The organism is Martinezella hainanensis (genome assembly GCF_900094555.1).
In the GTDB taxonomy this organism is placed as follows: Bacteria; Pseudomonadota; Alphaproteobacteria; order Rhizobiales; family Rhizobiaceae; genus Rhizobium; species Rhizobium hainanense.
Genome location: NZ_FMAC01000003.1, coordinates 393,226 through 417,776, shown reverse-complemented (window position 1 = coordinate 417,776; position 24,551 = coordinate 393,226). Strand labels below are relative to the sequence as shown.

The window sequence follows — 24,551 nt, the reverse complement described above, 5'->3', positions numbered from 1 at the left end:
CTTGTCCACCGGCCGGCCGCCGCGCCATCGAAATACGCTGGAGCAACGGCCGGGGAAGATGAGATCAACCGTAGTAAGGTTCGGTGCTTGGAAGATCAGGCACGAAGATCATCGGAACACGCATGATATGACCAGTGTCTACCTGCCGCGCGAGATATGTGCTGCCAGGTCAAGGCAACGGCAGGCGTAACCCCATTCGTTGTCATACCAGGCAACGAGTTTCGTCAGCCCACCCTCGATTTGCATGCCGGCCAGCCCGTCGACGACCGAAGAATGAGGATTGCCGCGCATGTCGGTCGAGACGACGGGCTCGTCGCAATAGGCGAGGATGCCCTCCATCGCACTCGTCGCCTGCTCCCGGATCATGGCACATATGTCCTTGTAGGAGGCGTTTTCTCTGAGCCGGCAGGTGAGATCGATCATCGATACGTCCGACACCGGCACGCGCACCGCCATGCCGTTGATCCGCCCGTTCAGTTCGGGCACCACCTTGCCGACCATGCGCGCCGCACCCGTCGTTGCCGGGATGATGTTTTCGAGAATGCCACGCCCGAAACGCCAATCCTTGCGCGCCACACCATCAACCGTATTCTGGCTCGATGTCGTGGCATGAACCGTCAGCATCAGCGCTTCCTCGAGGCCGAAAGCGTCGTTCAAAGCCTTGGCGAGCGGCGCGACGCAATTGGTCGTGCAAGAGGCGTTGGAAACGATGCTTTCGCCGGCATAGCTACTCGCGTTGACGCCCATCACGAAGACCGGCGTGTCATCCTCGGGCGGCGCCGAGAGCAGCACCTTGCCGGCGCCGGCAGCGAGATGGCCTTCAACGACCTTCTTTGTCAGGAACAGGCCGGTCGACTCGATGACGACATCAACGCCCACCTCGCCCCAATCGATCGCGCCCGGCTCCCTTTCGCTGAAAGCCCTGATCCTGGCGTCGTCGATACGAAGCGCACGGTCCGCGGCAACTATGCTGCCTCCGAAACCGCCATGCACGCTGTCGTATTTGAGGAGATAAGCGAGGTGATCGATTGGCAACAGGTCGTTGATCGCCACGATCTCGACATCGTCGCGCACCATCGCAGCCCGCAGAACGGTCCGACCAATGCGGCCGAAGCCGTTAATGCCCACGCGGATCTTGTCAGTCATCGATGGTCCCTTTTATCGAGATGGAGAATGGCGCTCTTCCGCTCGCCTCAGAGCGCTGCAGGACGCGCACGCCCATCCACTACCCATTATTTGGAGAGGGATTGCTTTCCGCGCCGCTGATTTTTAGACTACTTCGCACAAAAATAATCCGCAACGAATTTATTGCGATACGGTACAAAAATGAAAGAGAAGTCCGCCCGGGGGCGCCCACGCCAATATGATACCAAGACTGCGCTTGGCGCCGCATTGCTCGAATTCCGGCGCCGTGGCTACACCGGCACATCGCTCGACCACCTCTCGGAGGCGACGAAAATGGCTCGGCCGAGCCTTTATGCCGCCTTCGGCAACAAGCGCGCCATCTATCTCAGGGCGGTCGCACAATATGTCGAGGATAGTGCCGAACGCCGGGACGGTGCCCTCTTCGACGAGCCATCGCTCGCAGCGGCGCTTGATGGCTATTTCCTGGCGCTCGTCGCCATCTATTCGGAAGGTGACGATCGCCCGCTCGGCTGCCCCATGCTCAGTGTCATCACCGGCGAGGCGACAGCCGACCCGGTGATCGGCGCGGAATTGTTTGCTGCGCTCGGACGCACGGACGCGCGGTTCCGTGATCGGATTGCGGTGGCGCGCGATGAGGCCCAGTTGCCGCCTACGACCGACATCGATGCCGTCGCCGAAATGCTCTCCGCCCTGCAGCACAGCCTTGCGCAACGCGCTCGCGCCGGCACAGCCCGTCCCGAACTTGAGCGCATCGCGCGCAATAGCGTCGCACTGATCCTCAAGGCCGCAGGCGCCGGCACGGCGCCATAGGGGCTAGTCTATTTCCGCCTTAAGCGATGAAATCGCTCAAGTTAACGGCGGCAAGGATCAATCGGCCATCATGTCCCGCTGTGGCTCACCGATCTCCACTGCATGGCCATCAGGATCATAGAAGCGGAATACCCGCTGCCCCCATTCCTGCTTTTCGACGGGATGAATGAGGTTTACATGCGGCGCTATCGCCATGAACGCTGCATCCACGTCCTCATGTTCAAAATAGAGAAGGATGTTTCCTCGTCCATATGGCTCTGTTGTTTCGCTGCTTTTCCGCCAGACTGTTTGCTCCAGCGATTTCCCATCGTGGATCGCAAAGCCGGTTTCAAACAGCACGAAGTTGCCGAAATCATTCAGGATCTTGAGGCCTAGCAGATCGCTATAAAATACTTTCGAGCGAGCGATATCGCTGACGAAAGGGATTGGATTTACGAAACGCATTGCCAGGACCTCTCCGATTGGAAAAAAGAACCAAGAGAAGAACAACCTTTAAACTAGCGCACTATATCTCGGAACCAGATGTCGACATCTGGCAGATAACTTCCATCTCGTCTTGCAATCGGAGGGCCTTTCATGGCTGAAGCCGTACGAACCATGATCGTCATGGATTCCGAAAATTCCCGCTTTCAATTGCGCGCGGGCGCATTGATCCGCCGCGGCGATCATATCCTCATCCACCGTGCGCTCGCAGACAGCTTCTGGTCTTTGCCCGGTGGCCGTGTGGAGTTTCATGAGGCAGGCGCCGAAACGCTCGCCCGCGAGATCGAAGAGGAAATCGGCTGCAGAGCCACGGTTGGCCCCCTGCGCTTCATCATTGAGAATTTCTTCGAGTTTGCCGGACGACGAGTTCACGAACTCGGCTTTTACTATGAGGCGGAACTGCTGCAGCCATTTCCGTTTCACGAAACGGACATCGTGCATCGAGTGATGGACGGCAATGCCGAACTCGAATTTCGCTGGGCACCTTCCACGCTGGTCGGGCTCGATCGGTTCGACCTGGTGCCCACCCCCATACGCAATCTCATCGCCACCGATCCCGCTGGCATTCAGCACATCGTGCGGCGCGATGCGGCCTGACCCCCGCCTCTCTGCATCAATTGCAACAGCAATGGAATAACTCCATAAACGCTTCGGCATCTTTGCCAGGTTTCCGATAGGCTCGAATCGTCAGGTCATCATCCAATGTCGCGCATCGCCATCTTGGGAAATGCAGGCGGTGGCAAATCCACCCTCGCCCGCAAATTGGGCGAAAGACGCGCAATCCCGCATTTCGAGATTGATGGGCTGCTCTGGCGGGAAGGCTGGATTCCCACACCGATCGAGACTTACATCGAGCAACATGAACTGATCCTATCCAGTGAGGATTGGGTTCTCGACGGCCTCGGGCACAAAGATTCAATCCCGGCACGGATAGATCGCGCAACCGAGATCATCCTCATCGACATGCCGCTCTGGATGCATTTCTGGCTTGCCGCAGAGCGGCAGATTGCCTGGCAGTCGGGCAAGCTCGAACACGCGCCCGGTGGCCTCTCGGCCATGCCGCCGACGCGGGATCTGTTCCGGACCATATGGGACATCGAGCAGGACTGGATGCCCGGCATTCGCCGCCTGTGTGCCGAAGCCCATGACGCAGGCAAGACGCTGACACGGATAGGCAGTGTTGATGAGCTGGATGCGTTTGCGCAGAAATTGAAGTGAACTGCGGGCTCAATGACTATTCATGTAAGCTGCTGTCGCGAGAATGCTGACCGTAAAAACCATTCCAAAAGATCAGCAATCTTTGAGATTATCTTCTTTGCCTTAGTGACGACAGGCTTCTAGCCTCATCTCAACCCTTAAGGGCGATTTGCGTCACCACTGCTCGGACAAAGCAGGCGATGGCATCACTGCCCGAGAACAAAGACGAGCTTGAAAGAGGAAACCCCATTGACCTCCCATACCACGCCGACCGGTTCCGGCACATCGCTTCCAACGCTTGATCTGTCGCGCTTCTATGCTTCACCGAAAGAGCATCAGGCCTTTATCGCCGAGCTTCGCACGGTGCTTTACGATCACGGCTTCTTCTATCTCACAGGACACGGCGTCGATCCCAAGCTGATTGCCGACGTGGTGGCGACGGCCAAACGTTTCTTCGCACTGCCAATGGAAGAAAAGCTCGAGATCGAGATGGTGAAATCGCCGCATTTCCGCGGCTACAATCGCGCCGGTCAGGAGCGCACCCGCGGCGAACAGGATTGGCGCGAGCAGCTCGACATCAACACCGAAAGCGCCCCCTTCGAGCTCCGTCCGGATACGCCGGCCTGGCGGCGTCTGCAAGGCCCAAACCAGTGGCCGGAGGCCTTGCCCGAGCTCAAGCCCCTCCTGCTCGCCTATCAGGCCGAGGTGACGCGCATCGGCATCGATGTGCTGAAGGCGATCGCCGCCGCTCTCGGCCAATCGGAAAACGTCTTTGCAGACATTTACGAGCCACAAGCCTCGCAGCTCTTGAAGATCATCCGCTATCCAGGCCGTGATGTGGCCGAAACGGACCAGGGCGTCGGCGCCCATAAGGATGGCGGCTTCGTCACCGTATTGCTGCAGGACACCACGCCCGGCCTCCGCGTGCGCACTGAAGATGGCGTCTGGATCGACGCACCGCCGGTTCCGGGCACCTTCGTCATCAACACCGGCGAATTGCTCGAGCTTGCGACGAACGGGTTCGTGCGCGCGGACGTGCATGACGTCATCGCGCCGCCCGCGGGCGTCGAACGCTTCTCTGTTGCCTTCTTCCTGGGCTCCCGTCCGGATGCGACGATCCCCGTCATCGAGCTGCCGGATGAGCTGAAGCGATCGGAACGCGGCATCTCGGTCGATCCCTTGAACCCGATCTTCCGCGAAGTCGGCCAGAATCAGCTGAAGAGCCGGTTGCGCTCCCACCCGGATGTCGCCCGCGCTCACTATGCCGATCTCCTGGCATCGGAGCAGTCGGTTTAGGCCGGATACCGTAAAGATTTAGGCGAGGTCGCTACATCGGTCGCCTCGTCTTGAGGCAAGCCCCTAGTGCTGACTATCCGGCACGACGACGCGCATGCCGTTGGTGACGCCGCTCGCGAGGATCTGACAGCTCAAGCGGCTGTTCGGCGTGGGCTCCATCACGAATTCGATCATCGTAGCCTCTTCTTCTGAAGGCGGCGGCAGAAGATCGAGATGGGGTTGCTCGATATAGCAATGACAGGTGCCGCAGGCCAAGGCGCCGCCGCATTGTGCCACGATGCCATCGATTCCACAGCGGACGGCGACGGCCATCAGGGTCTCGCCTTCCTGCGCCTTAACGCGGGTCTCGCGACCGGCGGAATCGATGAACACGATTTCACACATGATATTCTCCATATTTTCAGCAGACCCGCTCAGGCGGCAACGAGACGGATATCGAGGCGTTTCGGACCGCGCACGGAGAGCCCGCGCTTATAGGCCGGATTGTCGTCCAACAGCTCGATCGCGCGGGTGCGCTGCAGGAGCGTCGAAAAAATGATCTCCATGTCCAGCCGGGCAAGGTGATTGCCAAGACAGAAATGCGCACCGCCGCCGAAGGCCAGATGGCGGTTGGGAGTGCGCTCGACATTAAACTCATCCGGCGCCTCGAATTGCTCGGGATCGCGATTGGCCGCACCATAGAGCAGGCCGACCTTCGTGCCTCTTGGCAGCGGCTCGCCGGCAATCGTCTTGTCCTCTGTCAGATAGCGATGGAAGAATGGCAAGGGCGATTCGAAGCGGAACATCTCCTGGATGGCGGTGGACATCACGGCCGGCGTTTTGCGCAGCTTGTTCAGGGCGCCAGGATGTTGCAACAGAGCATGCATTCCGCTGCCCAGCACATCGATCGTCGAGCCGTGTCCGGCCATCAGGATCAGCATGCAAGTGGAAACGAGTTCGTCTTCCGTCAGCTCACCGGCGACATGCGCTTCAGTCAGCCGACAGAGAAGATCGTCGCGCGGAGTGCGCATGCGCTCGGCGATGAGCTCCTTGAGGAGTTCGTAGAATTCGGTCGTTGCGCGTTCGGCGGTCGCCTTGCGCTCCTCGCTGCGATCGACATCAAAATATTGCACGACCTCTTCCGACCACTTGCGCAGCTGTCCCGCATATTCTTCCGGCACACCCAGAACCGAGCCGATGATGTGGCCCGGAACCTGCGAGGCAAGATCTTCGACGAAGTCGATCGTGCCTGCTTGAAGGAGACGGTCGAGCAGACGGTCGACGAAATCCTGGATCATGCCACGTTGGCGCGCGACGAGGGCTGGCGTAAATTCACGAAAGACCTTGCGCCGCAGCCGGTCATGCGTCTCGCCATCGGAATCCAGGAGGCTGAATTGCACGAAGCGCGAATGGTTCGGCATATCGTGCCAGTTCTGCCGAACCTTCTGCTCCTGGATCTCCTCCGGAGAAAGAAAGAATTCGAGCGAGCGCACGAGCGTCTTGTCGGCGGCGGCGGCGGCCACATCCTGATAACGCGACAGCAGCCATATGTCGAAATGCTTGTAATAGACCGGACCGGGGCTGGCGCGCAGCTCACGGTAAGAGGCATAGGGATCGTCCGTGAACGCTTGCGAGAGCGGATCAAATGCTGGGGTTGCAGTCGGCATGATCAGGACCTTTGTCCATTCTGGTTTATCGCCTTAGGATACAGCGACGCGGGATGAAAAGACATGGATGCGAACCGCAGCCATATGGATAAAACTCTCATACTTAAATAGGATCGGTCCGCCATGACCGACGATATGACTTCACATGAAACCCGCCCCCTCGACGAGGTCTTCTTCCAGACCCCGGGCCGGTTGTCCCGCGCCTTCCCCTACTCGCTTCTCGCTGCGGGCCGGCGGGTCTGCTCGCCTGCGGAACCGCCGATTGCCCATCGTTTCAACCAGCACACCCTGATCCTGACCCTTGGCGGACAAGGCCTGCTGCAGGTCAACGGACTTTCGAGCATTCTGCGCGAAGGAACGATCGCCTGGCTGGATTCCTCGATGCTCTATTCGCATCGCTGCGAGCCGCGCCATTCACATTGGTCCTATCTATGGTTGGGATTCGTCGGATATGGGCTCGATACCCTGTTCGACAGCCTCGGCGTGATTGGAAACCCGGTCTTCGACACGGCAAGCCCGCGCGATGTGGGGACCCTGTTCGAAGGCATCCTGCGAGAGGTCGAAACGGGCAGCTTCCTTGCAGACAACAGATGCTTTGCCCTGCTGGCGCAGCTGATTTCAGCCCTGGTATCCGAGCGTGCAGAAAACGGCGAGCTTGGCGGCGCCCTCCAGCGATTACAGCGGGTCATGGAACTTGTCCGCACCGACCTGACGCACCCCTGGACGGTGGGGGAGCTCGCCGTTGCCGCCAATCTGAGCCAGGCGCAATTGTTCCGCCGCTTCCGCCAGAGAATGGGAACGACACCTCTCGATTGGCTGCGTCATGAGCGCGTAAACGCCGCAAAGCCGCTGCTGGTCGTGACGGACGAACAGATCGGCCGGATAGCCGCCAGATGCGGCTATCCCGACCCCTTTCACTTTGCCCGCGACTTCAAGAAGCTGGTCGGTGTCCCGCCAAGCGAGTTCAGGCGACAGGGGCAGAACGCGAGGCTCACAGGAGTCTGACGGGTCGATACCTTTCGGCTTCCCCAATATATCGGCCCAACTGACATGGTTCGCACCGATTGGCTCAGTGCACGCGACGCGTTAAGAGGTGTGGGCAGCTATCCGAAGCGTATGCCACGTCTCTAGCCGGGGATTGAAAAATGACGACCGAACAAAGCGTCCTGCGCATTTCCATCATCGTGACGTTCGTTCTCGCCGTCGCCGGCATTGCCTTCGGCCTTCTCTCCGGCTCCTATGCGATCGTCTTCGACGGCGTCTACGCACTCACGGATGCGAGTATGACGATCGTTGCGCTGATCGTCTCCAATCTGATCATATCCTCCGCGACGAACCCCACACCCGCCGGCAAATTCGCCAAGCATTTCACAATGGGCTTCTGGCACCTCGAGCCCATGGTTCTTGGCCTCAATGGCGTGCTTCTGACGGGCGCTGCGATCTATGCCCTGATCAACGCCATCGGCAGCATCATGGCCGGCGGCCGGCATCTTTCTTTCGACCAGGCCATCATCTACGCAGTGCTGACCATGGTTATCGCCTTCCTGATGGCGGCCTATGGCAGGCGGGCGAACGAGACGCTGAAATCCAGTTTCATTGCGCTGGATGCCAAGGCCTGGGTGATGACGGGCTGCCTGAGCGGAGCGCTGCTTCTCGCCTTTATCTTCGGCTTTTTCATTCAGGGAACGAACCTGCAATGGATATCGCCCTATGTCGATCCGGTCGCTCTGGCTCTGGTCTGCCTCATCGTCATTCCCATGCCGATCGGAACGATCAAGCAGGCATTCGCCGATATCCTGCTCGTGACACCTGCGGATCTTCGCGAACATGTTGATCGCGTCGCGACGGACATCGTTCGTCGTTACAATTTCCTATCCTACCGCTCCTATGTCGCACGGGTCGGCCGCGGCAAGCAGATCGAGCTTTATTTCATCGTTCCGCCGAACGGGCCGGCGAAGAAGCTGGAGGAATGGGATCATATCCGTGACGAGATCGGCGAAGCGATCGGCGGCGAAGGCCCGGACCGGTGGCTGACGATCGCTTTTACGACCGATCCGGAATGGGCCGATTGAGCAGCCACTATACCCGCCAGTCCCTGAATACTTCGGCGAGGAAATCGACGAAGCTGCGCACCTTGCGATCCGTGGTGGCGCGTCGTGGAAATAGCGCATTGAGCTCGATATCATCGGCACGCTGCCATTGCGGAAGAACCGCCTCGAGCTCGCCGCGCGCAAAGTGCTGCGCAGCGAGCTGGGGCGATATCAACGCTATGCCTGCACCGGCAACAGCCTGGCGGATGATGGTCGTTACCTCGTTCGACATCAGGATCGGCTTGACGACGACCTCGGCTACATTGCTGGCCTCGTCGAGCAATCGCACCGTCGCCAAAGATGTGCCGGCGCCCATGATCATGATGGCATGGTCTCTCAGATCCTCTGGACGCTCGGGTCGGCCGAACCTGTCGAGATAGGCGGGGCTTGCGGCAAGATGGGCGCGAGACCGTCCAAGTATGCGCGCAGAATAGCCGGAATCGGAAAGCGGTCCCGTTCGCAGCGCGACGTCGAAACCGTGCTCGATCAGATCAAGAGGATAATTGTCGTAGGTGAGAGCCAGCTGCACCTTCTGATAATTCCGACGGAACTCGCCCAGCCTCGGCTCCACCACGCTCAGACCAAGCGTATAAGGCATGAGGACGCGTAGCATCCCTTGCGGCTCGATGCGCACCGCGCGTGCTGTCTGGTCCGCCTCCTCCAGGATCTCTTCCGCCCTGATGCAGCGCTCGTAATAGTCGCGCCCGGCATCCGTGACCGATACGCGTCGGGTCGTACGGTAGAGCAATTGAACGCCGAGATCGTCCTCGAGCTGTTTTAGCCGGCGGCTGACGCTCGTCAAAGGCAGCCGCAATTGTGTGGCGGCGGCCGTGAAACTGCCGCGTTCCGCAACCCGCAGAAAAATCCGAATGCTCTCGAGGTCCATGACCATATTCTACCGTTTCCAGCAATAATATGTCTCGAATTTACGCCATTATCTTTATTCGTCCATACAGTTATCGCTACGCGCATGACCGAGGCATCTCTTAACTCAGCAAGACTATTCGGCCCGATGGCGCGTAGGCTTGCGCTGCCGCCGTGGTTGACGTGGTCGGCAATGGGTTTCGCACTGCGGACGACGGCGGCGTCGCTCGTGGCACTCTATATCGCTTTCCTGCTCAATCTCGACGATCCGAAATGGGCGCCGATGACGGTCTGGATCGTTGCTCAATCAAGCCGCGGCATGAGCCTTTCAAAAGGCCAATACAGAATATTGGGGACGATCGTCGGCGCTGTCGCCGCTGTAACGATGGTTGCGTTCTTCGCGCAGGTGCCGGAACTGTTCATTCTCATACTCGCCCTATGGCTTGGGCTCTGCACGGCACTTGCCACAGGCTTGCGCAATTTTCGCTCCTATGGCGCCGTGCTTGCCGGATACACCGCCGCCATCATCGCCTTCGATTCCATAAGCTCGCCACTGGAGGTCTTCGACATTGCGATGGCGCGGGTGATCTACATCGCCCTCGGGATCATGACGGAAGCTGTTTTCACCACCATCTTCGCACCCGGCGCGCCGCTGCAGGAGACCCGGAACCGTCTGGCAACATATCTCCGCCAGGTCGCCGATCTCTGCGCCCGCGCATTGCGCGGTCAAGCCAACACTTCTGGGTTCCAGCGACTTTTGACAGGCGCGCTGGAACTGGATGTCGCCGCCGAATATGCGACGGCAAGCTCAAGTTCCGTGCGCAGCCGTTTTGGTCATTTGCGCGGTGCCTCAGTCGCAATACTCACCCAGATGGCGGTTGCCCAGTCTCTGCGCGAGCATCTCGCAGCGCGGCCGGATCTCGATGAACCTCTCGTCGAGAAAACAGCCGTCGCGCTCGACGCCATCGGCTCCACGTCACCCGTCGACCCCACCGCCATTGCTGCATTGCGGGTAGATGTTCGGGCTGCATTGTCTACGACAGCCGCCGACTGCGGCCATAACATCCCGCCCCGGCTTCCGATCCTCGACCATCTCGACAGGCTGCTCGAAGCTGCACACGACGCGCTGATGCGCCAGGCTCTGTTTTCGGACGAGAAGGCGCCATCCTCACGGCTCAAACTCTCCTTCCATGTCGATCATCGCGACGCTGTTCAAAACGGTCTTCGCACCTTCGTCGCGATCGTCGTGGGATCGTGGTTCTGGATCGCAACCGCCTGGCCGTCCGGCCCGAGCTTCATCATCATCCTCGGTGTCATCTGCGCGCTGTTTGCCACTCGACCCAATCCGGTGGTCGGCGGGATGGGTTTCCTCAAGGGCGGGCTCGTCGCGGTGATTGCGGCGGCGATCTGCAATTTCGCCATCCTGCCGATGCTGTCGGACTTTACCGAACTGGCCGTCGTCATCGGCATCATCATGTTTGCAACGGGGCTTGCCATGCGCAATGCCCGCACCGCCGCCCTGGCAACGAGCTTTGCCTTTCTGTTTCTCGATCTGATCAGCCCGGACAATACAAGCCGCGTCGATGCCGCATCCTTCCTGAACGGCGCCCTGGCGTTGCTGCTGGGTGTCGGTGCCGGCGTGCTTGTCTTCACGCTGCTCTTTCCCTCCAACCCCAAGGCAAAGAGGTTGCGCCTGCAGCGCGCAACACGGCGCGATCTCGCAGATATCGGTAAGACGCCTGCCCGCTGGACGAGAGAACACTGGCTGAGCAAAACCGTCGACCGCCTGGGTGGACAGGCCGCAACCAACGCCGGCGTTCCCGAGAAACAGGCGGAAGACGATCTAAGGGGAATGCTTGCTGCGCTCACGATCGGCGAAGCTGCGATCACGCTGTCCGAATTGGCAAGGGAACATCCTCGTCTCGCCAAACCGCTGAAAGTCGTGCTGCGTCAGCTTGGCCGCGGTGATCCGGCGCGCCTCGCAAAAGTCTCGCGCGCAGCCGCCCGCCATCTTTCCTACCGGATCAACAGGTCCGACATCTCGACCCGCCGCACATTGATCCGCGCCGCGAGCCAGCTCGACGCGATCGCCTCGGCCGCATTGAACCATGCCGATTATCTCCGCGAGAAACGAGCCGTCTGAAGGCGTCAGGCACTCTCGGTATCCACCGCCGGGAGCACCCCGGTCGATCTCCGCTTCCGTCGTGCCGAACCGAGCACGACACCCTGTACGCGGCGCGTAAGCGGCTTCTCGACACCTCTGAAGAGCGCCAGGGCGAGCAGGGCAGCAGCAAGCGTCGAGAAGACAACGAACAGGCCGAGCGGAAGAGCTCCGCCGATCACTTTCGCCCAGAGGGCTCGCATGGGCCGCAGGATAAAAGGATGGGCGAGGTAGAGGCTGTAGGAGGCATCTCCCAAAGCTACAGTCCAGAGGACGAGCCTCTTGTGCGGCAAGACGGGGCCGATTGCGGCCGCAAGAACGAAGAGAGCCGCAGGCAAACCGCTCCGCAGAAATCGCGGAAAGGCTGCATCGTTCCAAGGTGTAGAGATATGAACGAAGCCAAGAAGCCCTATGGCCACGAGCCCGAACGCAATTCCCTTGCCGATCCTTACGCCGCTGCGGAAGATCAGCGCGACATAGACGCCGAACAGGAACTCCAGAATGATCGGGCTCGTCCAGAAGGCTATCTGGACATGGCTCTGATCGACGAGATTTCCGACGAGTGCCATGCCGACCATAAGCACAGACAGCCAGACGATCCCCAGCCTTATCGGCAAAAGGAGCGCCAGTGCGAAGAACACGTAGAACAGCATCTCGTAGTTCAGTGTCCAGCCGAGCGCGAGCACCGGCCTGACCTCATCCACACCACGCCCGGACGGAATGAAGAAATAAGATGCGAGAACATGGGATATGGAGCCGACGGGAACGGCGAGCAGCGAGGGTGCCGCGAGCGCGCCAAGCAGCATGATGCTCGTCAACAGCCAGTAAAGCGGGACGACGCGGGCGCAGCGCCGCAGGAAGAAGCGGAGCGAAGCGCCGCTCTTGCCGAACTCAGACGCCGCCGTATGGGTCATGATGAAGCCGGAAAGAACGAAGAATATGTCGACGCCGAAACCGAGATTCCAGGCGGAGCCATCGACCGCCGCACGTCCTGTCGCTGCAGCCAGCATCTCTGTTTCATGCAAGGCGTGGGCGATGACCACGGACGAGGCTGCAAGCGCGCGCAGCACCTGCAGGTTCAGGAGCATATGAGTGGATTTGCCGGCATCGCTGCCCGCATCTCGCCCCTCAAGTATTTCCCTATAAAACCTCACCGGAAAGCTCAGTAAATATTGCCTTGGATTTCCATTTGGTATCCAACACAATATAACAACTCGTCGCCCCGGGCATAAGTTGGCAGCCCTGCTTTAAATTATAGTTATTCTTCAGTTAATCTTTCATGCACTAGGCAGGATAAGCCGTCGCCAGTATGATATGCGCCTGAATTTTGGCAGCAACTTCGCCGGTACCATGCCTGGCTTCGATCACGGCGGCGGCATGGTCGGTTGCCGCCTCAAGCTTCCCCGCTTCTCTGGCCTCGATTTCGGTGCGAAGCAGAGTTCCCTGACAATAGGCGACGGCTGGAAGGCGCGGTGAGGATGCCCGGCTTTGTTCGGCTCTCGTTTCGATCACAATTTCGGAGAAACCTGCAGCTTCGAGGTCGCCGCGAATCCGGTCCACATCGTGGTAACCATGCGGAGTGCGCGCGAGAAAGCGCGGCGGATCGTTCGGAAAAATCCTGGCAAGTGCGTTCGTCACATCATCCGCGAATATGTTCTCTTCGATGCGGTCCCAGACGTTGAACAGGAAATGTCCGCCGCGCTTCAGAACGCGCTTTGCTTCGCGATAGGCCGAGATGCGATCAGGAAAGAACATCGCGCCGAACTGGCAAAAGACGAGGTCAAAGGATGAATTTTCGAACGGCAGCGCCATGGCATCCGCTTGCCGCCAAGTGATGCGGCTGTCCGGAGCTTGCCGCGAAGCGGCGTAATCGAGCATCGGCTGGTTGAGGTCGGTGACGACATAGCTTGCATCGGCGGTTAGTTTCGGCGCCAAGGCTCGAGTGACAACGCCGGTCCCCGCGGCAATTTCCAACACCGCGCCAGGCCGCAAGGACGCGGCTCGCCGTGCAATATCTGCTGCGTAAGGCTCGAAAATCAACGGCACCATGTGGCGGTCGTAGTTTTCCGGGATTGAGCCAGCGAATACCTTGTCTGCCTCCAACATCACCATCACCCGCTGCACGCCTGATAGACCGCAACATTAGCATATCGCAGCACACGCGTCATTCGGGCTCTGAAGAGGCCAATCGCGCAGAACCGATCTGGTCAGCCCACTTCGCCGCGCGCAAGCACGTCCAGAAGCTGGCTGGTATTGTCGATCGAGAATTGTATGCGCTCACCCGGCCATACAGATTCCGAATAGGAGATCGGAGTGCCCTTGAGATCGACGTCCACCTTTCTCGACACAGCCACCGGCTGAGACATGGACTGGCAGAGTTGCTTCGCCTCCTCGCTCGTCGGCAGACGAACGATGATATCGGTGCGCAGGCGGATATAGTCGGGGATGCCGTATTCGGCCAGAATGACGGTCACGCTTCTCCCGCTGCGCCGTGCCTCGTCGAAGCCGGGAAAGCGGCGCACGGGGTAATAGGCATGCGAATAGTTGATCGGCTCCTCGTCGGCGAAGCCTCGCCTCACGATATGATAGACCGGCTCACCAAGGGGAAGCCGCAAAGCCTCGGCGATCAGTTCCGAGGCCGGAACAACTTCTTCGTGGATGGCTTGGCCGAGCGGTTCCCTGCCCTGATCGAGCAGATTTTGCGAGAAGCGCGTACGTTCGGACAAGCGGTAATCGAGGCGACTATCCCGCACAAAGGTTCCACGCCCCTGCTCGACCAGCACGAGCCCTCGGCTTTCGAGGCGGGAAATGGCCCGCCGTATGGTGTGCCGTCCGACACCAAAACGTTCCATCAGGTCGGATTCCGTCGGAAGCTGTGTCTTTGGTGACAGGCGGCCGGTCAGGATATCTTCAGCAATATCGCTTTCGACCTGTTGCCATTGCCCGTGCAGCAATTTCTTCTCCATGCCTGCCTTCCGAATTCAACCATGTCATTCGAATGTCATATATCGGCTACAGCATCGATTTTCAATCTCTGCCGAATATCGGAAATCTAGTAAACAACGACTTAAGTCAATTTCGCCATCGGACCTTGGTGCTTAGCCACATTCCCCTTCATATGGATGTCACTCGCTATCGTTAGGTAAATATCCGAATGTTTTATTAATCATTCGGATATTGAGGATAAGATGGTAGGGCTTAATCGTCGTCAATTTATCGCGGGTACGACCGCAGTCATCGGCACATCAATGGCTATGATCGGCAAGGCCCGGTCCGCCGATGCGACTATTGAAATTTCGAGTACCTGGGGCTCCGACAAGCCCTTCCAGAAGGTTGTCGATGCGTTCAACGCCAAGCAGCTGGGCGTCACGGTCACCAATCGTTTCGACGGCGACTATGAGGCGGTGACGGCCAAGGCCGTCGCAAGCGTTGCCGCGGGCCGCCCGCCGGCTATGATGGTCACTGGCTGGAAGTTCGGCTATTTCGCCAAGCGCACGCTCGGCGCGCGCGACCTGCGCGAGATCAATGCGGCGAAGGCCGAAGCGATCCTTGCCAATTTCCGTTCGTCGGTTCTGCCGCTGGTCACCATCGATGGCGCGGTCATCGGCCTTCCCTGGGCCATGTCGACCCCGATCACCTATATCAACAGCGACATGTGGAAGGCTGCCGGCCTCGATCCCAACCTGCCGGAGACACCTGATACGAAATGGCTTTACGAGACCGCGCGCAAGCTCGATGCATCCCTCAAGGGCAAGCATCCGACCTACCGCTCGCCGATCTCTCTTTCCAACAACGAATGGACGAGCCAGTCCTTCATCCAGAATGCCGGCGGCTTCATCATCGATCCCGATGGCAAGCTGGCGCTCAACAGCCCCGAAGCAATCGCTGGCATGACCGAATATTGCGCACCGGCCCATGAAGGCCTCTGGCTGCCCGTCAGCGACAAGGAGCAGACCGCCGCGTTCCAGGCCGGCGCCCTTGCCATCTGCACGACCAGCTCGACTGCCGCCGTCACCTTCCCCTTCGGCGCGGCAAAGGCCGTCACGACCAAGTTCCCAGGCCTGTCGGGACATCCGCGCAAGATGAACAGCGGCGGCAATTTCCTCGCCGTCTACACGCGCAACAAGGAACAGGCGGAAGCTTCGCTTGCCTTCCTTGAATTCTGTGCATCGAAGGAAGGCCAGGCGCTCTGGTCTCAGACCGGGTACCTCAACACCTCGAAGCATGACATCCCGCTCATCAACGAGTTCATGAAGCCGGCCGCTGCCCAGCTGACCGATGGCCTGACCGCGGAAACGATCTGGCCGGGCAAGCGTGGCCTCGAAGGCCAAGCCGTGTGGCGCAAGTGGGTTTCGCGCATGCTGCTCAAGGAAACGACGGTTGCCGACGGCATCAAGGGCGCTCATGACGAGCTTACTGGACTGATTTCGGCATAGGCTCCGCATCATGCCATTTCGTTTTCGATCGCTGGCCCCCTATCTATTCGTGGGGCCAGCCGTTCTTTCCGTTGCGATATTCCTATACGGCCCGCTGATCGCGTCGATGCTGCTATCGGTGGTCGACTGGAATTTGCTGTCGGCCGACATCCGCTTCGTCGGCGTCGATAATTACGCGTCCGTCTTCGACAATCCTGATTTCCGCATGGCGGCATGGAATACGCTGCTTTACTGCGCCGTCCTGATCCCCGACGAGATCGTCATTCCGCTGATCTTTGCCGTCATGCTGCACGCGGTGCGCAAGAATCCGCTGCAGGGACTTTATCGCGGCAGCCTGTTTCTGCCGACGATCGTCGCCTATTCGGTCGCGGGTGTTGCCTGGTCCTGGCTGTTCAATCCGGTCAACGGCCTCTTCAACGAGGTGCTCGGCCATTTGGGCTTCCCGCCATCGCGCTGGCATACGGATCCGAACCTTGCGCTTCTCTGCGTCAGCCTCGTCACCTTCTGGAAGACCTTCGGCCTCAACATGCTGCTCTGGCTGGCGGCGCTCGCAAACCTGCCGCATCAGCTGCGTGAAGCGTCACAACTCGACGGCGCGGGCTCGACACGGCATTTCTTCAACATCAGCCTGCCGCTGATGACGCCGACTGCCTTCTTCATCAGCGTCACGACCTTCTTCCATGTACTTGACGACATCGTCGGCGTCATCGACGTGCTGACACACGGCGGACCCGCCGGCAGAAGCTCGAGCCTCCTCTATTTCCTGTGGCAGCAGGGCCTGCTGTTCTTCCAGTTCGGTCCGGCCAGCGCCGTTGCCGTCATCATCATTGTGCTGGTGCTCGCCATCACATGGCTGCAGTTCCGCGTCAGCGAGAAGCGAGTACACTATAGATGAGCGGCATTGTCCACAGACTGCACAGATTGCTGCTTCATATCGTGCTCATGGCAATCTGCATCGTCACCGTTTTTCCACTGGTCTGGATGGTGTCCGCGGCCTTCACGCCCAATGACATGATCATGGCCAAGGCCGTGCGCCTTTGGCCAGATCATCCGACGCTGTCGAATTTCACCATCGCCGCAAGCCGGCATCCGATCTGGATGTGGCTGTGGAATTCCATGCTGACCGCAACTCTCATCACGGTTGGAAAGCTTGTTCTTTCGGTCCCGGCGGGCTTTGCCTTCGGGCGGCTGGAGTTCAAGGGAAAGCAGGTGCTCTTCTGGTTCGTCATCGCCACCATGTCCTTTCCGAACGTGCTTGCGATCATCCCCACCTATATCGCGGTCGTAAAGCTCCAGGCCGTCGACACCTACGGCGCGATGATTATCCCCTCGATCCCCTACATCGGCTTCTACGTCTTTTACATGCGTCAGGCTTTCCGGTCGCTTCCCGCTTCGATATTCGAGGCAGCGCGTATGGACGGAAGCGGATTGTGGCGGCAATTCATCGAGATCGGTGTTCCGAACGTCATTCCTGCGATTGCGGCCCTTTCTGTGATTTCCTTCATGGGCGCCTGGAACATCTATCTCTGGGGCCAACTCGTGCTGGACGACGCATTCAAGAAGACGCTCACGACCGGCATTGCCGTCTTTGCCGATCTCGAAGGCGCCGAACGAGCCTGGGGGCCATTGATGGCGACAAGCCTGTTGTCGATCATTCCCGTTCTCTTGATCTTCCTGCTGGCACAGCGTTTCATCGTGGACGCGCTCGCACCAGGCATTGACGACAGATAGGCAAAGCATGCCCCGCATTATCGTAATCGGATCGGTCAATCACGATCGCATATGGCAATTGGACGCTCCGCTCATCCCGGGTGGGCGGATACAGTTTTCATCCCAAACAACCCGGCTCGGCGGCGGTGCTTTCTACACCGGGCAGCAGCTGCTGGAGCTGGGGGCCGATGTCGCCATCGTCTCACGGCTGATGCAGGACGAACAGGGACAAGCGGCGCTCAAATCGCTCGCCGTCGACGGCTTCGATGTCGAGCACATCGCAATGTTGCCGGGAGAGACGGCGCCGCTCGAAATCTTCCTGGAGCCGAACGGCGAGCGGACGATCATCGCGCCTGCCGGCCGATCGCAACCGCTGACGGCAGCCGGCAAGCTTGCCGGCGCGGGCGTCTATATCAATGCGCTCGCCCTCGAAGAGAACCTCATCGAACAGATTGACGCCCAGCCGCTCGTCCTCACGCAATTTCCGCTGCGGCCGGCAACGCCTCGCCCGTCGGATTACGTCATCTCCTCGCGCGACGATGTTCCGGACGACCTCGCTCTTGCCTGGCAACGCGCCGGCCAGATCGCCGGTCCGCGCCTGAAGATGCTCGTGCTTACCGACGGCACGCGCCCGATCACGCTGTTTGACGGTTCGCAGACCGTTGAGGTCGCGCCAGCGGATCGTGTCGATACGACAAACACGATTGGCGCTGGCGATCGCTTTGCTGGCTCCTTCCTGTTTGCATTGCTGGAAGGAAAGGCTCCCGCGGCAGCCGCGCAGGACGCCAGCCGGATAACGGCGGATTGGCTGCGCCGGCGCGGCGACTAAAAGGTCTCGCACAGCCTCAGAAATCTCACCTTGGAAGATAAAACGTCGTAGACAATTCATTCGGATGATTATAGTAATTATTCGAATGTTTCCGGCGAGCCCTCGCCTTTGTTTGACGATCCCCAAATGCCCGAGGAAAAGATGATGACTGAGGAGAAGACTGGCAGTCCGGTCAGCGCATCCCATACCCATGCCCAAGCGCTGGAAATTCTTGCCGCCGGCCGGCCGGCGAACATCAAGGCGGTCGCCGAGAAAGTGCTCGACACACTCGGTGAGGTCGACGTGGTCGTCAACCGCACCGGCCTTGCCATGCTGCCGCTCGTCGACACCGTTCGCGGTACCGCGTTCCATCTCGGCGAAGTCCTGGTGTCCGAAGCCCATATCCGCGTACCGGACCGTGCCGTTGAAGGCTATGGCGCGGTCGTCGGCCGGGATCTCGAACATGCCATGGGAATGGCTGTTATCGATGCGGCTATCGCCGCCGGTCATCAGGCCGATCTGATCCTTGAACTCCTGAATGCCGAACGGCGTCATCAGGAGGAAGAGGATCGAAAGCTTCTGCAGAAAGTCGAAGCGACCCGCGTGCAGATGGAGACATTCTGACCATGGCCAACAATCTCTTGCCCACTCCGGACGACACCCGCACCAACGCCACGTTCGAGGAACTCATGTGGGCGCTGAGCCGCCCCGGAGAGCCGCGTGAACTGCCTGTCGAAGGCTTCTGGCCGCTTGCCGAAAGCCTGCTCGATCGCGAATGCAGCTTCCATGTGGCAAACGATCCGTCCCTGGACCTGAAGATGGCCACAACCGGGGCAAGGCGGATGCCGCTTGCCGATGCGGACTATGTCTTTGCCGCCATCAATGCCGCCGAAAACGTCGAGGCCTTGTCGAGACTGCGCATCGGCAGCCTCCTTTACCCGGATGACGCCGCGACGCTGTTTGCTTCCGCACAGTTTGGTTCCGGGCAGCAATTGCGCCTCACCGGCCCCGGCATCAAGGACAGCGTGACGATCTCCATCGGCTGCATCGATCCTGCCTTCTGGCACATGCGCGCCAGGGCAATCCGCTATCCGCTCGGCTGGGATCTCTATCTCGTCGACGGCAAGCGCCTGCTCGGCATTCCCCGTTCCACGAAAATCGAGGTGCTCTGATGGCCTATGTGGCAACCCGCGGCGGCGAATACGCTATCGAACAGGCGGAACGGCTGTTCCGCGCCGATCTCGGCCCGATCACACGTGAACGCGTCGAGGCCGTGCGGACCGGTCTTCCCTATCTCATCGACCGGCTGATGGGCGAGGCATCGCTTTACGAGCCGGATCTTGCCGCCCTGGCGCTCGCCCAGGCCGGTGGCGATCTCTATGAGGCGATCCTCCTACTGCGCGCCTACCGCACGACCCAGCCCCGCATTGCCGTCGCTGAACCCGTCGACCAACCGGATCTTTTCACCGTTCGCCGCATCTCCGCCGCCTTCAAGGACATTCCGGGCGGCCAGATACTGGGGCCGACACTCGATTACTCCCATCGTTTGCTCCAGGTCGATGTCCTGCAAGGCGAGGATTATGTGCCAGAGCCGGTCATCCCGGCCGCCAAGCCCGCACCGGCGATGCAACCGTCGCTGACCAGCTGGCAGAAGGCGCAGGGGCTTATTCCGGATCACCCGGTCGAGACGGTCGCACCAGAGGAAATCCCCGATCTGACGCGCGAGCCGCTGCTCTTTCCAGCCGCGCGCGCCCACAAGCTGCAGAGCCTGGCCCGCGCCGACACCGGCGGCACACTGGCGCTCGGATATGCGACGATGCGCGGCTATAGCGCCGTGCATCCGACGGTCAACGAACTGCGTCTGGCCTACGCCCCGGTTCGCCTGCGCCATCCCTCCGGCACGATCTTCAGCGCCGGTCGCGTCCGTGTCAGCCAGACCGAAGTCATCTCCAAGGCCAAGGAATTGCAACTGGGCTTCTCGGCGACCTTTGGCTGGAACGAGGTGAAGGTGATCGCGGCGGCAACGCTCGATCTCGCCTCCAGTCAACCGAATCCGCATCCGGCCGCCAATGAGGAATTCGTTCTCTATCACACCGAACCGGTCGAAAGCTCCGGCTTCTGCATCCACTTCAAGCTTCCGCATTACGTCACGTTCCAGTCGAGCCTCGATGCGCTGCGCCGCGTCAAGGCGGATAAGAGCGAGGCCGCTGCAAAACCTGCCGATGCCGAGAAGCTTGCCCCGCAACAGGAAGAGGTCGCGCTATGAAACTGCAGGAATTGACCAAGCCCTGGATGGCTTTCAACTACGGCTTTCTCGACGAATCCGCCAAGCGCGAAATGCGCCGTCGCATTCTGAAGGCGATCGCCGTTCCCGGCTACCAGGTGCCCTATGCCAGCCGCGAAGTGCCGATCGCCCGCGGCTGGGGAACGGGTGGTCTGCAGGTGACGCTGACGCTGCTGAAGCCCACATCCGTCGTAAAGGTCATCGACCAGGGATCGGATGATTCCGTCAACGCCAGCAGCATCCGCAAATTCGTCGCTCGCGTCGGCGGCGCGGTGGAAACTGAAGACACGATGGCCGCGACCATCATCCAGTCCCGCCACCGCATTCCGGAGGAAAAGCTGCGCGAGGACCAAGTCCTGGTGCTCCAAGTTCCGAACCCCGAGCCGCTGCGTCCTGTCCAGCCGGATATGTCCGTCGCACGCGAAATGCACGGCGATGCCGATTACGGTCAGCTGTGGCTCGTGCTCTACGAGCAGCTCGTCAAATCGGGACGGATCATGCAGGGATCGAGCTATCCGAGCATGGTCAACGGCCGCCACGTGATGACGCCCTCGCCGATCCCGCGCTGGGACGTGCCGAAGCTCAATCAGGCCGATCACCTGACAATCCTGTCCGCCGGCCGCGAGAAGCGCATCTTCGCCGTGCCGCCCTACACGCGCGTCGAACCGCTCGTCTTCGACGATGTGCCCTACCGGGTCGAGGATCATCACGACAAGACCTGCTACCGCAGCAACGTCACCGGTTTCTTCATGAACGAGCTGCCGCAGGAGGATGGCTCCTCGCAATACGAACTGTCCGACAGCCATTTCGGCGTGAAGCACATCCGCAAGTCGGAAGCAGAGGCGGTCGAGATCGGCGAGACCTGGTACAAGAATGGAAGGATGGACTGATGGCCGCGCTTGATCCCACTCAATCGGCGGAGCTGACCCGCCAGCCGCCGCGGCTGATGATGGCGGAACCGATCCTGACCATGCGCGACATTGCGCGCAACTATGGCGACGTCACTGCTCTTGGTGGCGTCGACGTAACAGTCTATCCTGGCGAAGTCCTCGGCATCGTCGGCGAATCCGGCTCCGGCAAATCGACGCTTCTCCGGATGATGAACCTTGAGGATACGCCGGATATCGGCACCTACAGTCTTGCGCTTCCCGGGCATGAGGGCCGCAACCTCTTTACGCTCGACCGCTTCGAGCGGCGGATGCTGAGGGCGCATCATATCGGCATCGTCTACCAGAATCCGCATCTCGGCCTGTTGATGAACCACACCAGCAGCGGCAACGTCGCCGAACGCCTGCTGATTGCCGGCAACCGCAATTTCGCCGAGCTGCGCGAACGGGCACGTCAGTCGCTCGACGCATCGGAATTTCCGATCGAGCGCATGGACGCCCGCCCGAACGAGCTTTCCGGCGGTATGCAGCAGCGCGTGCAGCTTGCCAAGGCGATCGCGCTCGAGCCCGCCGTCCTGCTGCTCGATGAACCGACGACGGGCCTCGACGTCAGCGTTCAGGCCCTGGTGCTCGACACACTGAAGCGGCTGCAGCGCGAGCGTTCCATCACCATGGTTCTGGTCTCGCACGATCTCGGCGTCATCCGCACGATGGCAGACCGGGTTATGGTCATGCGGCGCGGCAAGGTCGTGGAACAGGGTCTCGCCGACCAGATCTTCCAGGACCCGCAGCATGCCTACACGCAGCAGCTCGTTCACGCCAAGCTTTGAGGGAAACAAGAGAGATGAATATTCAGGTTTCCGCGCGGCCGAACGCGGCTCCGGTTTTGCGCGTGCAGGGACTTTCGAAGCAATTCGAGATGCACCACCTCAAGCGCACGCTGTTTGCCTTTGAGAATATCGAGTTCGACCTGAATGTAGGTGAGTTCATCCTGCTGAAGGGCGAAAACGGTGCGGGTAAGTCGACCCTGCTGCGCACGCTCTACCGCTCCTACCTGCCCCGCGCCGGCCACGTCTATTATCACACGCAGGAAGGGATCATCGATCTGGCGACCGCCGCCGACGTCGACATCGCCGTGCTGCGCCGCCGGGAAATCGGCTTCGTCACGCAGTTCCTCAATGCCCGCCCGCGTGTTCCGGCCGAAGAGATTGTTGCCGAACCGCTGAGGCTTGCCGGCAGGTCGCATTCCGAAGCCCTCGCCGAAGCGCGGCGCTGGCTCGATGCCTTCGGCGTCAAGAAACAGCTCTGGTCGGCCTACCCCTCGACCTTCTCCGGCGGCGAACAGCAGAAGGTCAATCTGGCCCGCGCGCTCATCCTGCCGCAGCGCCTGCTGCTGCTCGACGAGCCGACGGCATCGCTCGATCATGCTGCACGCAAGGCACTCGTCGAAAGACTGGCGCAGCTCAAAACGTCAGGTGTTGCAATGATCGGTGTTTTCCACCATCCAGAAGACGTCCGGGCGCTGATCGACCGGGAACTTCATCTCGAAGCCATCAAGATCGAGGACGAGCAAGACGATGTGGCTGAGTAATTTTGAAATTGTGCTGCAGGACCGTGTGATCGAACGCGGTGCCGTCAAAATTGAAGATGGATTGATCGCCGATATCAGCGAGCAACCGGTCGAAGGTGCGGAGATAGACGGCCACGGTCGGTTTCTCCTGCCCGGTTTCGTCGACATGCACGGCGATATGATCGAGAAATGCGTCGAGCCGCGGGTCAATGTCCGCATGCCGCTCGAACTTGGCGTCTACGATCTCGACAAGATGCTTGCCGCCAATGGTGTGACGACTGCCTATGCGGCGGTTGCCTTCACGCCCGCCACCTATGGCCATGTGCGCTCTATCGAGCATACCCATGCGATGATCGAAAAGCTCGCATCGATGCGGGACGAGCTTTTGATCGACCACCGCGTCCACGGCCGCTTCGAGGTGACCTTCCTGCCGGCCGTCAACGAAGCGAAGACGCTGATCAATGCCGGCGCGCTTCACCTCATTTCACTGATGGATCACACACCAGGCCAGGGACAGTATCGCGATATCGAACTCCATATCGCCAACACTGCGAAAGCCAAGAAGATCAGCGAGACCCAGGCAGCGGAGATGGTCAAGCAGCGCATGGCTGCACGCAGCGAGCACGGCGACAGTATGGGCATCATCAACGGCTTATCGCAATTGGCGCGCGAGCACGGCGTCGTGCTCGCGTCTCATGATGATGACACGGCCGAGAAGGCAGCGCTGCTGCACAGCCTCGGCGCCGCAATCAGCGAGTTTCCGATCAATATCGCGACGGCGACCGAAGCGAGGCGTTTGGGGTTGGCAACGGCGATGGGCGCACCAAATGCGCTGCGCGGCCTTTCCTATTCCGGCAATCTTTCCGCCCGGGAAGCCTATGAAGCCGGCGTTCTCGATATTCTTGCCAGCGACTATCACCCATCGGCCATTCTGCCCGCTGTGATCGCACTTGCGGAAATCGGCAAGGGCGGGCTTCCCCCCTCAACCGCATTGGCAAGCGCCAACCCGGCAAAGGCACTTGGCCTCACCGACCGCGGCCGCATCGCCGAGGGACTGCGCGCCGATCTCGTGATCGCAGAACGCGGCCGCGTGCCGCGCGTGCGCGGTACGATCCGTGGCGGCAAAATGGTCTGGTCCGACGGCACGATCAAGAGTTTCTGAG

26 protein-coding genes are annotated in these 24,551 nt (G+C 60.1%); 18 read left to right on the top strand and 8 right to left on the bottom strand.

Going from position 1 to position 24,551, the window contains the following annotated elements; all coding sequences use genetic code 11:
* Positions 1-138 precede the first annotated feature (138 nt).
* On the bottom strand, positions 139-1,146 hold the full coding sequence (gap, locus tag GA0061100_RS12530; RefSeq protein ID WP_075853016.1) for a type I glyceraldehyde-3-phosphate dehydrogenase: 1,008 nt from the start codon (positions 1,144-1,146) through the stop codon (positions 139-141).
* Positions 1,147-1,326: 180 nt separating this feature from the next.
* Here gap and GA0061100_RS12525 point away from each other — a divergent pair, with 180 nt between their 5' ends.
* Entirely contained in the window at positions 1,327-1,956 is a 630-nt protein-coding gene (locus tag GA0061100_RS12525; protein WP_075853015.1) for a TetR/AcrR family transcriptional regulator, read from the top strand.
* A gap of 57 nt (positions 1,957-2,013) precedes the next feature.
* Here GA0061100_RS12525 and GA0061100_RS12520 read toward each other — a convergent pair whose 3' ends face one another.
* Positions 2,014-2,400 (bottom strand): VOC family protein, encoded by a 387-nt coding sequence (locus GA0061100_RS12520; RefSeq protein WP_075853014.1) that lies wholly within the window; start codon positions 2,398-2,400, stop codon positions 2,014-2,016.
* Between the two features lie 132 nt (positions 2,401-2,532).
* On the opposite strand from GA0061100_RS12520, the gene GA0061100_RS12515 reads away from it, so the two are divergent.
* The 3 genes from GA0061100_RS12515 to GA0061100_RS12505 all read left to right on the top strand — a co-directional run bounded on the left by GA0061100_RS12515 (position 2,533) and on the right by GA0061100_RS12505 (position 4,932).
* Positions 2,533-3,036, top strand: coding sequence for an NUDIX hydrolase (locus GA0061100_RS12515; RefSeq protein WP_075853013.1), 504 nt, complete (start codon positions 2,533-2,535; stop codon positions 3,034-3,036).
* A gap of 105 nt (positions 3,037-3,141) precedes the next feature.
* Positions 3,142-3,657 carry a P-loop NTPase family protein gene (locus GA0061100_RS12510; protein ID WP_075853012.1) on the top strand — a complete coding sequence of 172 codons (516 nt, stop codon included), beginning with the start codon at positions 3,142-3,144 and terminating at the stop codon, positions 3,655-3,657.
* Positions 3,658-3,885: 228 nt separating this feature from the next.
* A complete protein-coding gene (locus GA0061100_RS12505) occupies positions 3,886-4,932 on the top strand; it encodes an isopenicillin N synthase family dioxygenase (protein ID WP_075853011.1) in 1,047 nt (348 codons plus the stop codon).
* A gap of 63 nt (positions 4,933-4,995) precedes the next feature.
* On the opposite strand, the gene GA0061100_RS12500 is transcribed toward GA0061100_RS12505, so the two are convergent.
* Positions 4,996-5,316, bottom strand: a complete 321-nt coding sequence (locus GA0061100_RS12500) for a 2Fe-2S iron-sulfur cluster-binding protein (protein WP_075853010.1) — start codon at positions 5,314-5,316, stop codon at positions 4,996-4,998.
* Between the two features lie 29 nt (positions 5,317-5,345).
* A complete protein-coding gene (locus GA0061100_RS12495) occupies positions 5,346-6,578 on the bottom strand; it encodes a cytochrome P450 (protein ID WP_075853009.1) in 1,233 nt (410 codons plus the stop codon).
* Positions 6,579-6,701: 123 nt separating this feature from the next.
* Here GA0061100_RS12495 and GA0061100_RS12490 point away from each other — a divergent pair, with 123 nt between their 5' ends.
* Both GA0061100_RS12490 and GA0061100_RS12485 read left to right on the top strand, forming a co-directional pair.
* Entirely contained in the window at positions 6,702-7,583 is an 882-nt protein-coding gene (locus GA0061100_RS12490; protein ID WP_244557819.1) for an AraC family transcriptional regulator, read from the top strand.
* Between the two features lie 140 nt (positions 7,584-7,723).
* Complete coding sequence (locus GA0061100_RS12485; RefSeq protein WP_075853008.1) at positions 7,724-8,650, top strand: cation diffusion facilitator family transporter; 927 nt, start codon at positions 7,724-7,726, stop codon at positions 8,648-8,650.
* A gap of 7 nt (positions 8,651-8,657) precedes the next feature.
* Here GA0061100_RS12485 and GA0061100_RS12480 read toward each other — a convergent pair whose 3' ends face one another.
* Positions 8,658-9,554: a LysR family transcriptional regulator gene (locus GA0061100_RS12480; protein WP_075853267.1), complete on the bottom strand. Its 897-nt coding sequence runs from the start codon at positions 9,552-9,554 to the stop codon at positions 8,658-8,660.
* A 171-nt stretch (positions 9,555-9,725) separates the two neighbouring features.
* Here GA0061100_RS12480 and GA0061100_RS12475 point away from each other — a divergent pair, with 171 nt between their 5' ends.
* Positions 9,726-11,675, top strand: a complete 1,950-nt coding sequence (locus GA0061100_RS12475; protein WP_075853007.1) for an FUSC family protein — start codon at positions 9,726-9,728, stop codon at positions 11,673-11,675.
* 5 nt (positions 11,676-11,680) lie between these two features.
* Here GA0061100_RS12475 and GA0061100_RS12470 read toward each other — a convergent pair whose 3' ends face one another.
* The 3 genes from GA0061100_RS12470 to phnF all read right to left on the bottom strand — a co-directional run bounded on the left by GA0061100_RS12470 (position 11,681) and on the right by phnF (position 14,659).
* A complete protein-coding gene (locus tag GA0061100_RS12470) occupies positions 11,681-12,847 on the bottom strand; it encodes an acyltransferase family protein (RefSeq protein WP_244557818.1) in 1,167 nt (388 codons plus the stop codon).
* 130 nt (positions 12,848-12,977) lie between these two features.
* Entirely contained in the window at positions 12,978-13,799 is an 822-nt protein-coding gene (locus GA0061100_RS12465) for a class I SAM-dependent methyltransferase (RefSeq protein ID WP_075853265.1), read from the bottom strand.
* Positions 13,800-13,900: 101 nt separating this feature from the next.
* Positions 13,901-14,659: a phosphonate metabolism transcriptional regulator PhnF gene (gene phnF, locus GA0061100_RS12460; protein WP_075853006.1), complete on the bottom strand. Its 759-nt coding sequence runs from the start codon at positions 14,657-14,659 to the stop codon at positions 13,901-13,903.
* A gap of 222 nt (positions 14,660-14,881) precedes the next feature.
* Between phnF and GA0061100_RS12455 the strand changes: the two genes are divergently transcribed.
* The 11 genes from GA0061100_RS12455 (at position 14,882) to GA0061100_RS12405 (ending at position 24,550) form a co-directional block, all read left to right on the top strand.
* Positions 14,882-16,129 (top strand): extracellular solute-binding protein, encoded by a 1,248-nt coding sequence (locus GA0061100_RS12455; protein WP_083961324.1) that lies wholly within the window; start codon positions 14,882-14,884, stop codon positions 16,127-16,129.
* A gap of 10 nt (positions 16,130-16,139) precedes the next feature.
* The gene (locus tag GA0061100_RS12450; protein ID WP_075853004.1) at positions 16,140-17,024 is read left to right on the top strand and encodes a carbohydrate ABC transporter permease; all 885 of its coding nucleotides are present in this window, start codon (positions 16,140-16,142) and stop codon (positions 17,022-17,024) included.
* Complete coding sequence (locus GA0061100_RS12445; RefSeq protein WP_075853003.1) at positions 17,021-17,860, top strand: carbohydrate ABC transporter permease; 840 nt, start codon at positions 17,021-17,023, stop codon at positions 17,858-17,860. Before GA0061100_RS12450 ends, GA0061100_RS12445 begins: the two co-directional genes overlap by 4 nt.
* A gap of 7 nt (positions 17,861-17,867) precedes the next feature.
* Positions 17,868-18,668: a PfkB family carbohydrate kinase gene (locus GA0061100_RS12440; RefSeq protein WP_075853002.1), complete on the top strand. Its 801-nt coding sequence runs from the start codon at positions 17,868-17,870 to the stop codon at positions 18,666-18,668.
* A gap of 144 nt (positions 18,669-18,812) precedes the next feature.
* Positions 18,813-19,271 (top strand): phosphonate C-P lyase system protein PhnG, encoded by a 459-nt coding sequence (gene phnG / locus GA0061100_RS12435; protein WP_075853001.1) that lies wholly within the window; start codon positions 18,813-18,815, stop codon positions 19,269-19,271.
* A gap of 2 nt (positions 19,272-19,273) precedes the next feature.
* Positions 19,274-19,819 carry a phosphonate C-P lyase system protein PhnH gene (phnH, locus tag GA0061100_RS12430; protein ID WP_075853000.1) on the top strand — a complete coding sequence of 182 codons (546 nt, stop codon included), beginning with the start codon at positions 19,274-19,276 and terminating at the stop codon, positions 19,817-19,819.
* Positions 19,819-20,913 carry a carbon-phosphorus lyase complex subunit PhnI gene (locus GA0061100_RS12425; protein WP_075852999.1) on the top strand — a complete coding sequence of 365 codons (1,095 nt, stop codon included), beginning with the start codon at positions 19,819-19,821 and terminating at the stop codon, positions 20,911-20,913. The genes phnH and GA0061100_RS12425 overlap by 1 nt, the downstream gene beginning before the upstream one ends.
* A complete protein-coding gene (locus tag GA0061100_RS12420) occupies positions 20,910-21,821 on the top strand; it encodes an alpha-D-ribose 1-methylphosphonate 5-phosphate C-P-lyase PhnJ (RefSeq protein WP_075852998.1) in 912 nt (303 codons plus the stop codon). Before GA0061100_RS12425 ends, GA0061100_RS12420 begins: the two co-directional genes overlap by 4 nt.
* The gene (locus GA0061100_RS12415; RefSeq protein ID WP_075852997.1) at positions 21,821-22,648 is read left to right on the top strand and encodes an ATP-binding cassette domain-containing protein; all 828 of its coding nucleotides are present in this window, start codon (positions 21,821-21,823) and stop codon (positions 22,646-22,648) included. Before GA0061100_RS12420 ends, GA0061100_RS12415 begins: the two co-directional genes overlap by 1 nt.
* A 14-nt stretch (positions 22,649-22,662) precedes the next feature.
* Positions 22,663-23,409, top strand: a complete 747-nt coding sequence (locus tag GA0061100_RS12410) for a phosphonate C-P lyase system protein PhnL (protein WP_075852996.1) — start codon at positions 22,663-22,665, stop codon at positions 23,407-23,409.
* Positions 23,396-24,550 carry an alpha-D-ribose 1-methylphosphonate 5-triphosphate diphosphatase gene (locus GA0061100_RS12405; RefSeq protein ID WP_075852995.1) on the top strand — a complete coding sequence of 385 codons (1,155 nt, stop codon included), beginning with the start codon at positions 23,396-23,398 and terminating at the stop codon, positions 24,548-24,550. Before GA0061100_RS12410 ends, GA0061100_RS12405 begins: the two co-directional genes overlap by 14 nt.
* The last annotated feature ends 1 nt before the right edge of the window (position 24,551 follow it).

What these genes read in the sequence shown, in the direction of transcription:
- gap (WP_075853016.1), bottom strand. Translation starts at nt 1,146, where the DNA reads ATGACTGACAAGATCCGCGTGGGCATTAACGGCTTCGGCCGCATTGGT.
- GA0061100_RS12525 (WP_075853015.1), top strand. Translation starts at nt 1,327, where the DNA reads ATGAAAGAGAAGTCCGCCCGGGGGCGCCCACGCCAATATGATACCAAG.
- GA0061100_RS12520 (WP_075853014.1), bottom strand. Translation starts at nt 2,400, where the DNA reads ATGCGTTTCGTAAATCCAATCCCTTTCGTCAGCGATATCGCTCGCTCG.
- GA0061100_RS12515 (WP_075853013.1), top strand. Translation starts at nt 2,533, where the DNA reads ATGGCTGAAGCCGTACGAACCATGATCGTCATGGATTCCGAAAATTCC.
- GA0061100_RS12510 (WP_075853012.1), top strand. Translation starts at nt 3,142, where the DNA reads ATGTCGCGCATCGCCATCTTGGGAAATGCAGGCGGTGGCAAATCCACC.
- GA0061100_RS12500 (WP_075853010.1), bottom strand. Translation starts at nt 5,316, where the DNA reads ATGTGTGAAATCGTGTTCATCGATTCCGCCGGTCGCGAGACCCGCGTT.
- GA0061100_RS12495 (WP_075853009.1), bottom strand. Translation starts at nt 6,578, where the DNA reads ATGCCGACTGCAACCCCAGCATTTGATCCGCTCTCGCAAGCGTTCACG.
- GA0061100_RS12490 (WP_244557819.1), top strand. Translation starts at nt 6,702, where the DNA reads ATGACCGACGATATGACTTCACATGAAACCCGCCCCCTCGACGAGGTC.
- GA0061100_RS12485 (WP_075853008.1), top strand. Translation starts at nt 7,724, where the DNA reads ATGACGACCGAACAAAGCGTCCTGCGCATTTCCATCATCGTGACGTTC.
- GA0061100_RS12480 (WP_075853267.1), bottom strand. Translation starts at nt 9,554, where the DNA reads ATGGACCTCGAGAGCATTCGGATTTTTCTGCGGGTTGCGGAACGCGGC.
- GA0061100_RS12475 (WP_075853007.1), top strand. Translation starts at nt 9,726, where the DNA reads ATGGGTTTCGCACTGCGGACGACGGCGGCGTCGCTCGTGGCACTCTAT.
- GA0061100_RS12465 (WP_075853265.1), bottom strand. Translation starts at nt 13,799, where the DNA reads ATGTTGGAGGCAGACAAGGTATTCGCTGGCTCAATCCCGGAAAACTAC.
- phnF (WP_075853006.1), bottom strand. Translation starts at nt 14,659, where the DNA reads ATGGAGAAGAAATTGCTGCACGGGCAATGGCAACAGGTCGAAAGCGAT.
- GA0061100_RS12455 (WP_083961324.1), top strand. Translation starts at nt 14,882, where the DNA reads ATGGTAGGGCTTAATCGTCGTCAATTTATCGCGGGTACGACCGCAGTC.
- GA0061100_RS12450 (WP_075853004.1), top strand. Translation starts at nt 16,140, where the DNA reads ATGCCATTTCGTTTTCGATCGCTGGCCCCCTATCTATTCGTGGGGCCA.
- GA0061100_RS12445 (WP_075853003.1), top strand. Translation starts at nt 17,021, where the DNA reads ATGAGCGGCATTGTCCACAGACTGCACAGATTGCTGCTTCATATCGTG.
- GA0061100_RS12440 (WP_075853002.1), top strand. Translation starts at nt 17,868, where the DNA reads ATGCCCCGCATTATCGTAATCGGATCGGTCAATCACGATCGCATATGG.
- phnG (WP_075853001.1), top strand. Translation starts at nt 18,813, where the DNA reads ATGACTGAGGAGAAGACTGGCAGTCCGGTCAGCGCATCCCATACCCAT.
- phnH (WP_075853000.1), top strand. Translation starts at nt 19,274, where the DNA reads ATGGCCAACAATCTCTTGCCCACTCCGGACGACACCCGCACCAACGCC.
- GA0061100_RS12425 (WP_075852999.1), top strand. Translation starts at nt 19,819, where the DNA reads ATGGCCTATGTGGCAACCCGCGGCGGCGAATACGCTATCGAACAGGCG.
- GA0061100_RS12420 (WP_075852998.1), top strand. Translation starts at nt 20,910, where the DNA reads ATGAAACTGCAGGAATTGACCAAGCCCTGGATGGCTTTCAACTACGGC.
- GA0061100_RS12415 (WP_075852997.1), top strand. Translation starts at nt 21,821, where the DNA reads ATGGCCGCGCTTGATCCCACTCAATCGGCGGAGCTGACCCGCCAGCCG.
- GA0061100_RS12410 (WP_075852996.1), top strand. Translation starts at nt 22,663, where the DNA reads ATGAATATTCAGGTTTCCGCGCGGCCGAACGCGGCTCCGGTTTTGCGC.
- GA0061100_RS12405 (WP_075852995.1), top strand. Translation starts at nt 23,396, where the DNA reads ATGTGGCTGAGTAATTTTGAAATTGTGCTGCAGGACCGTGTGATCGAA.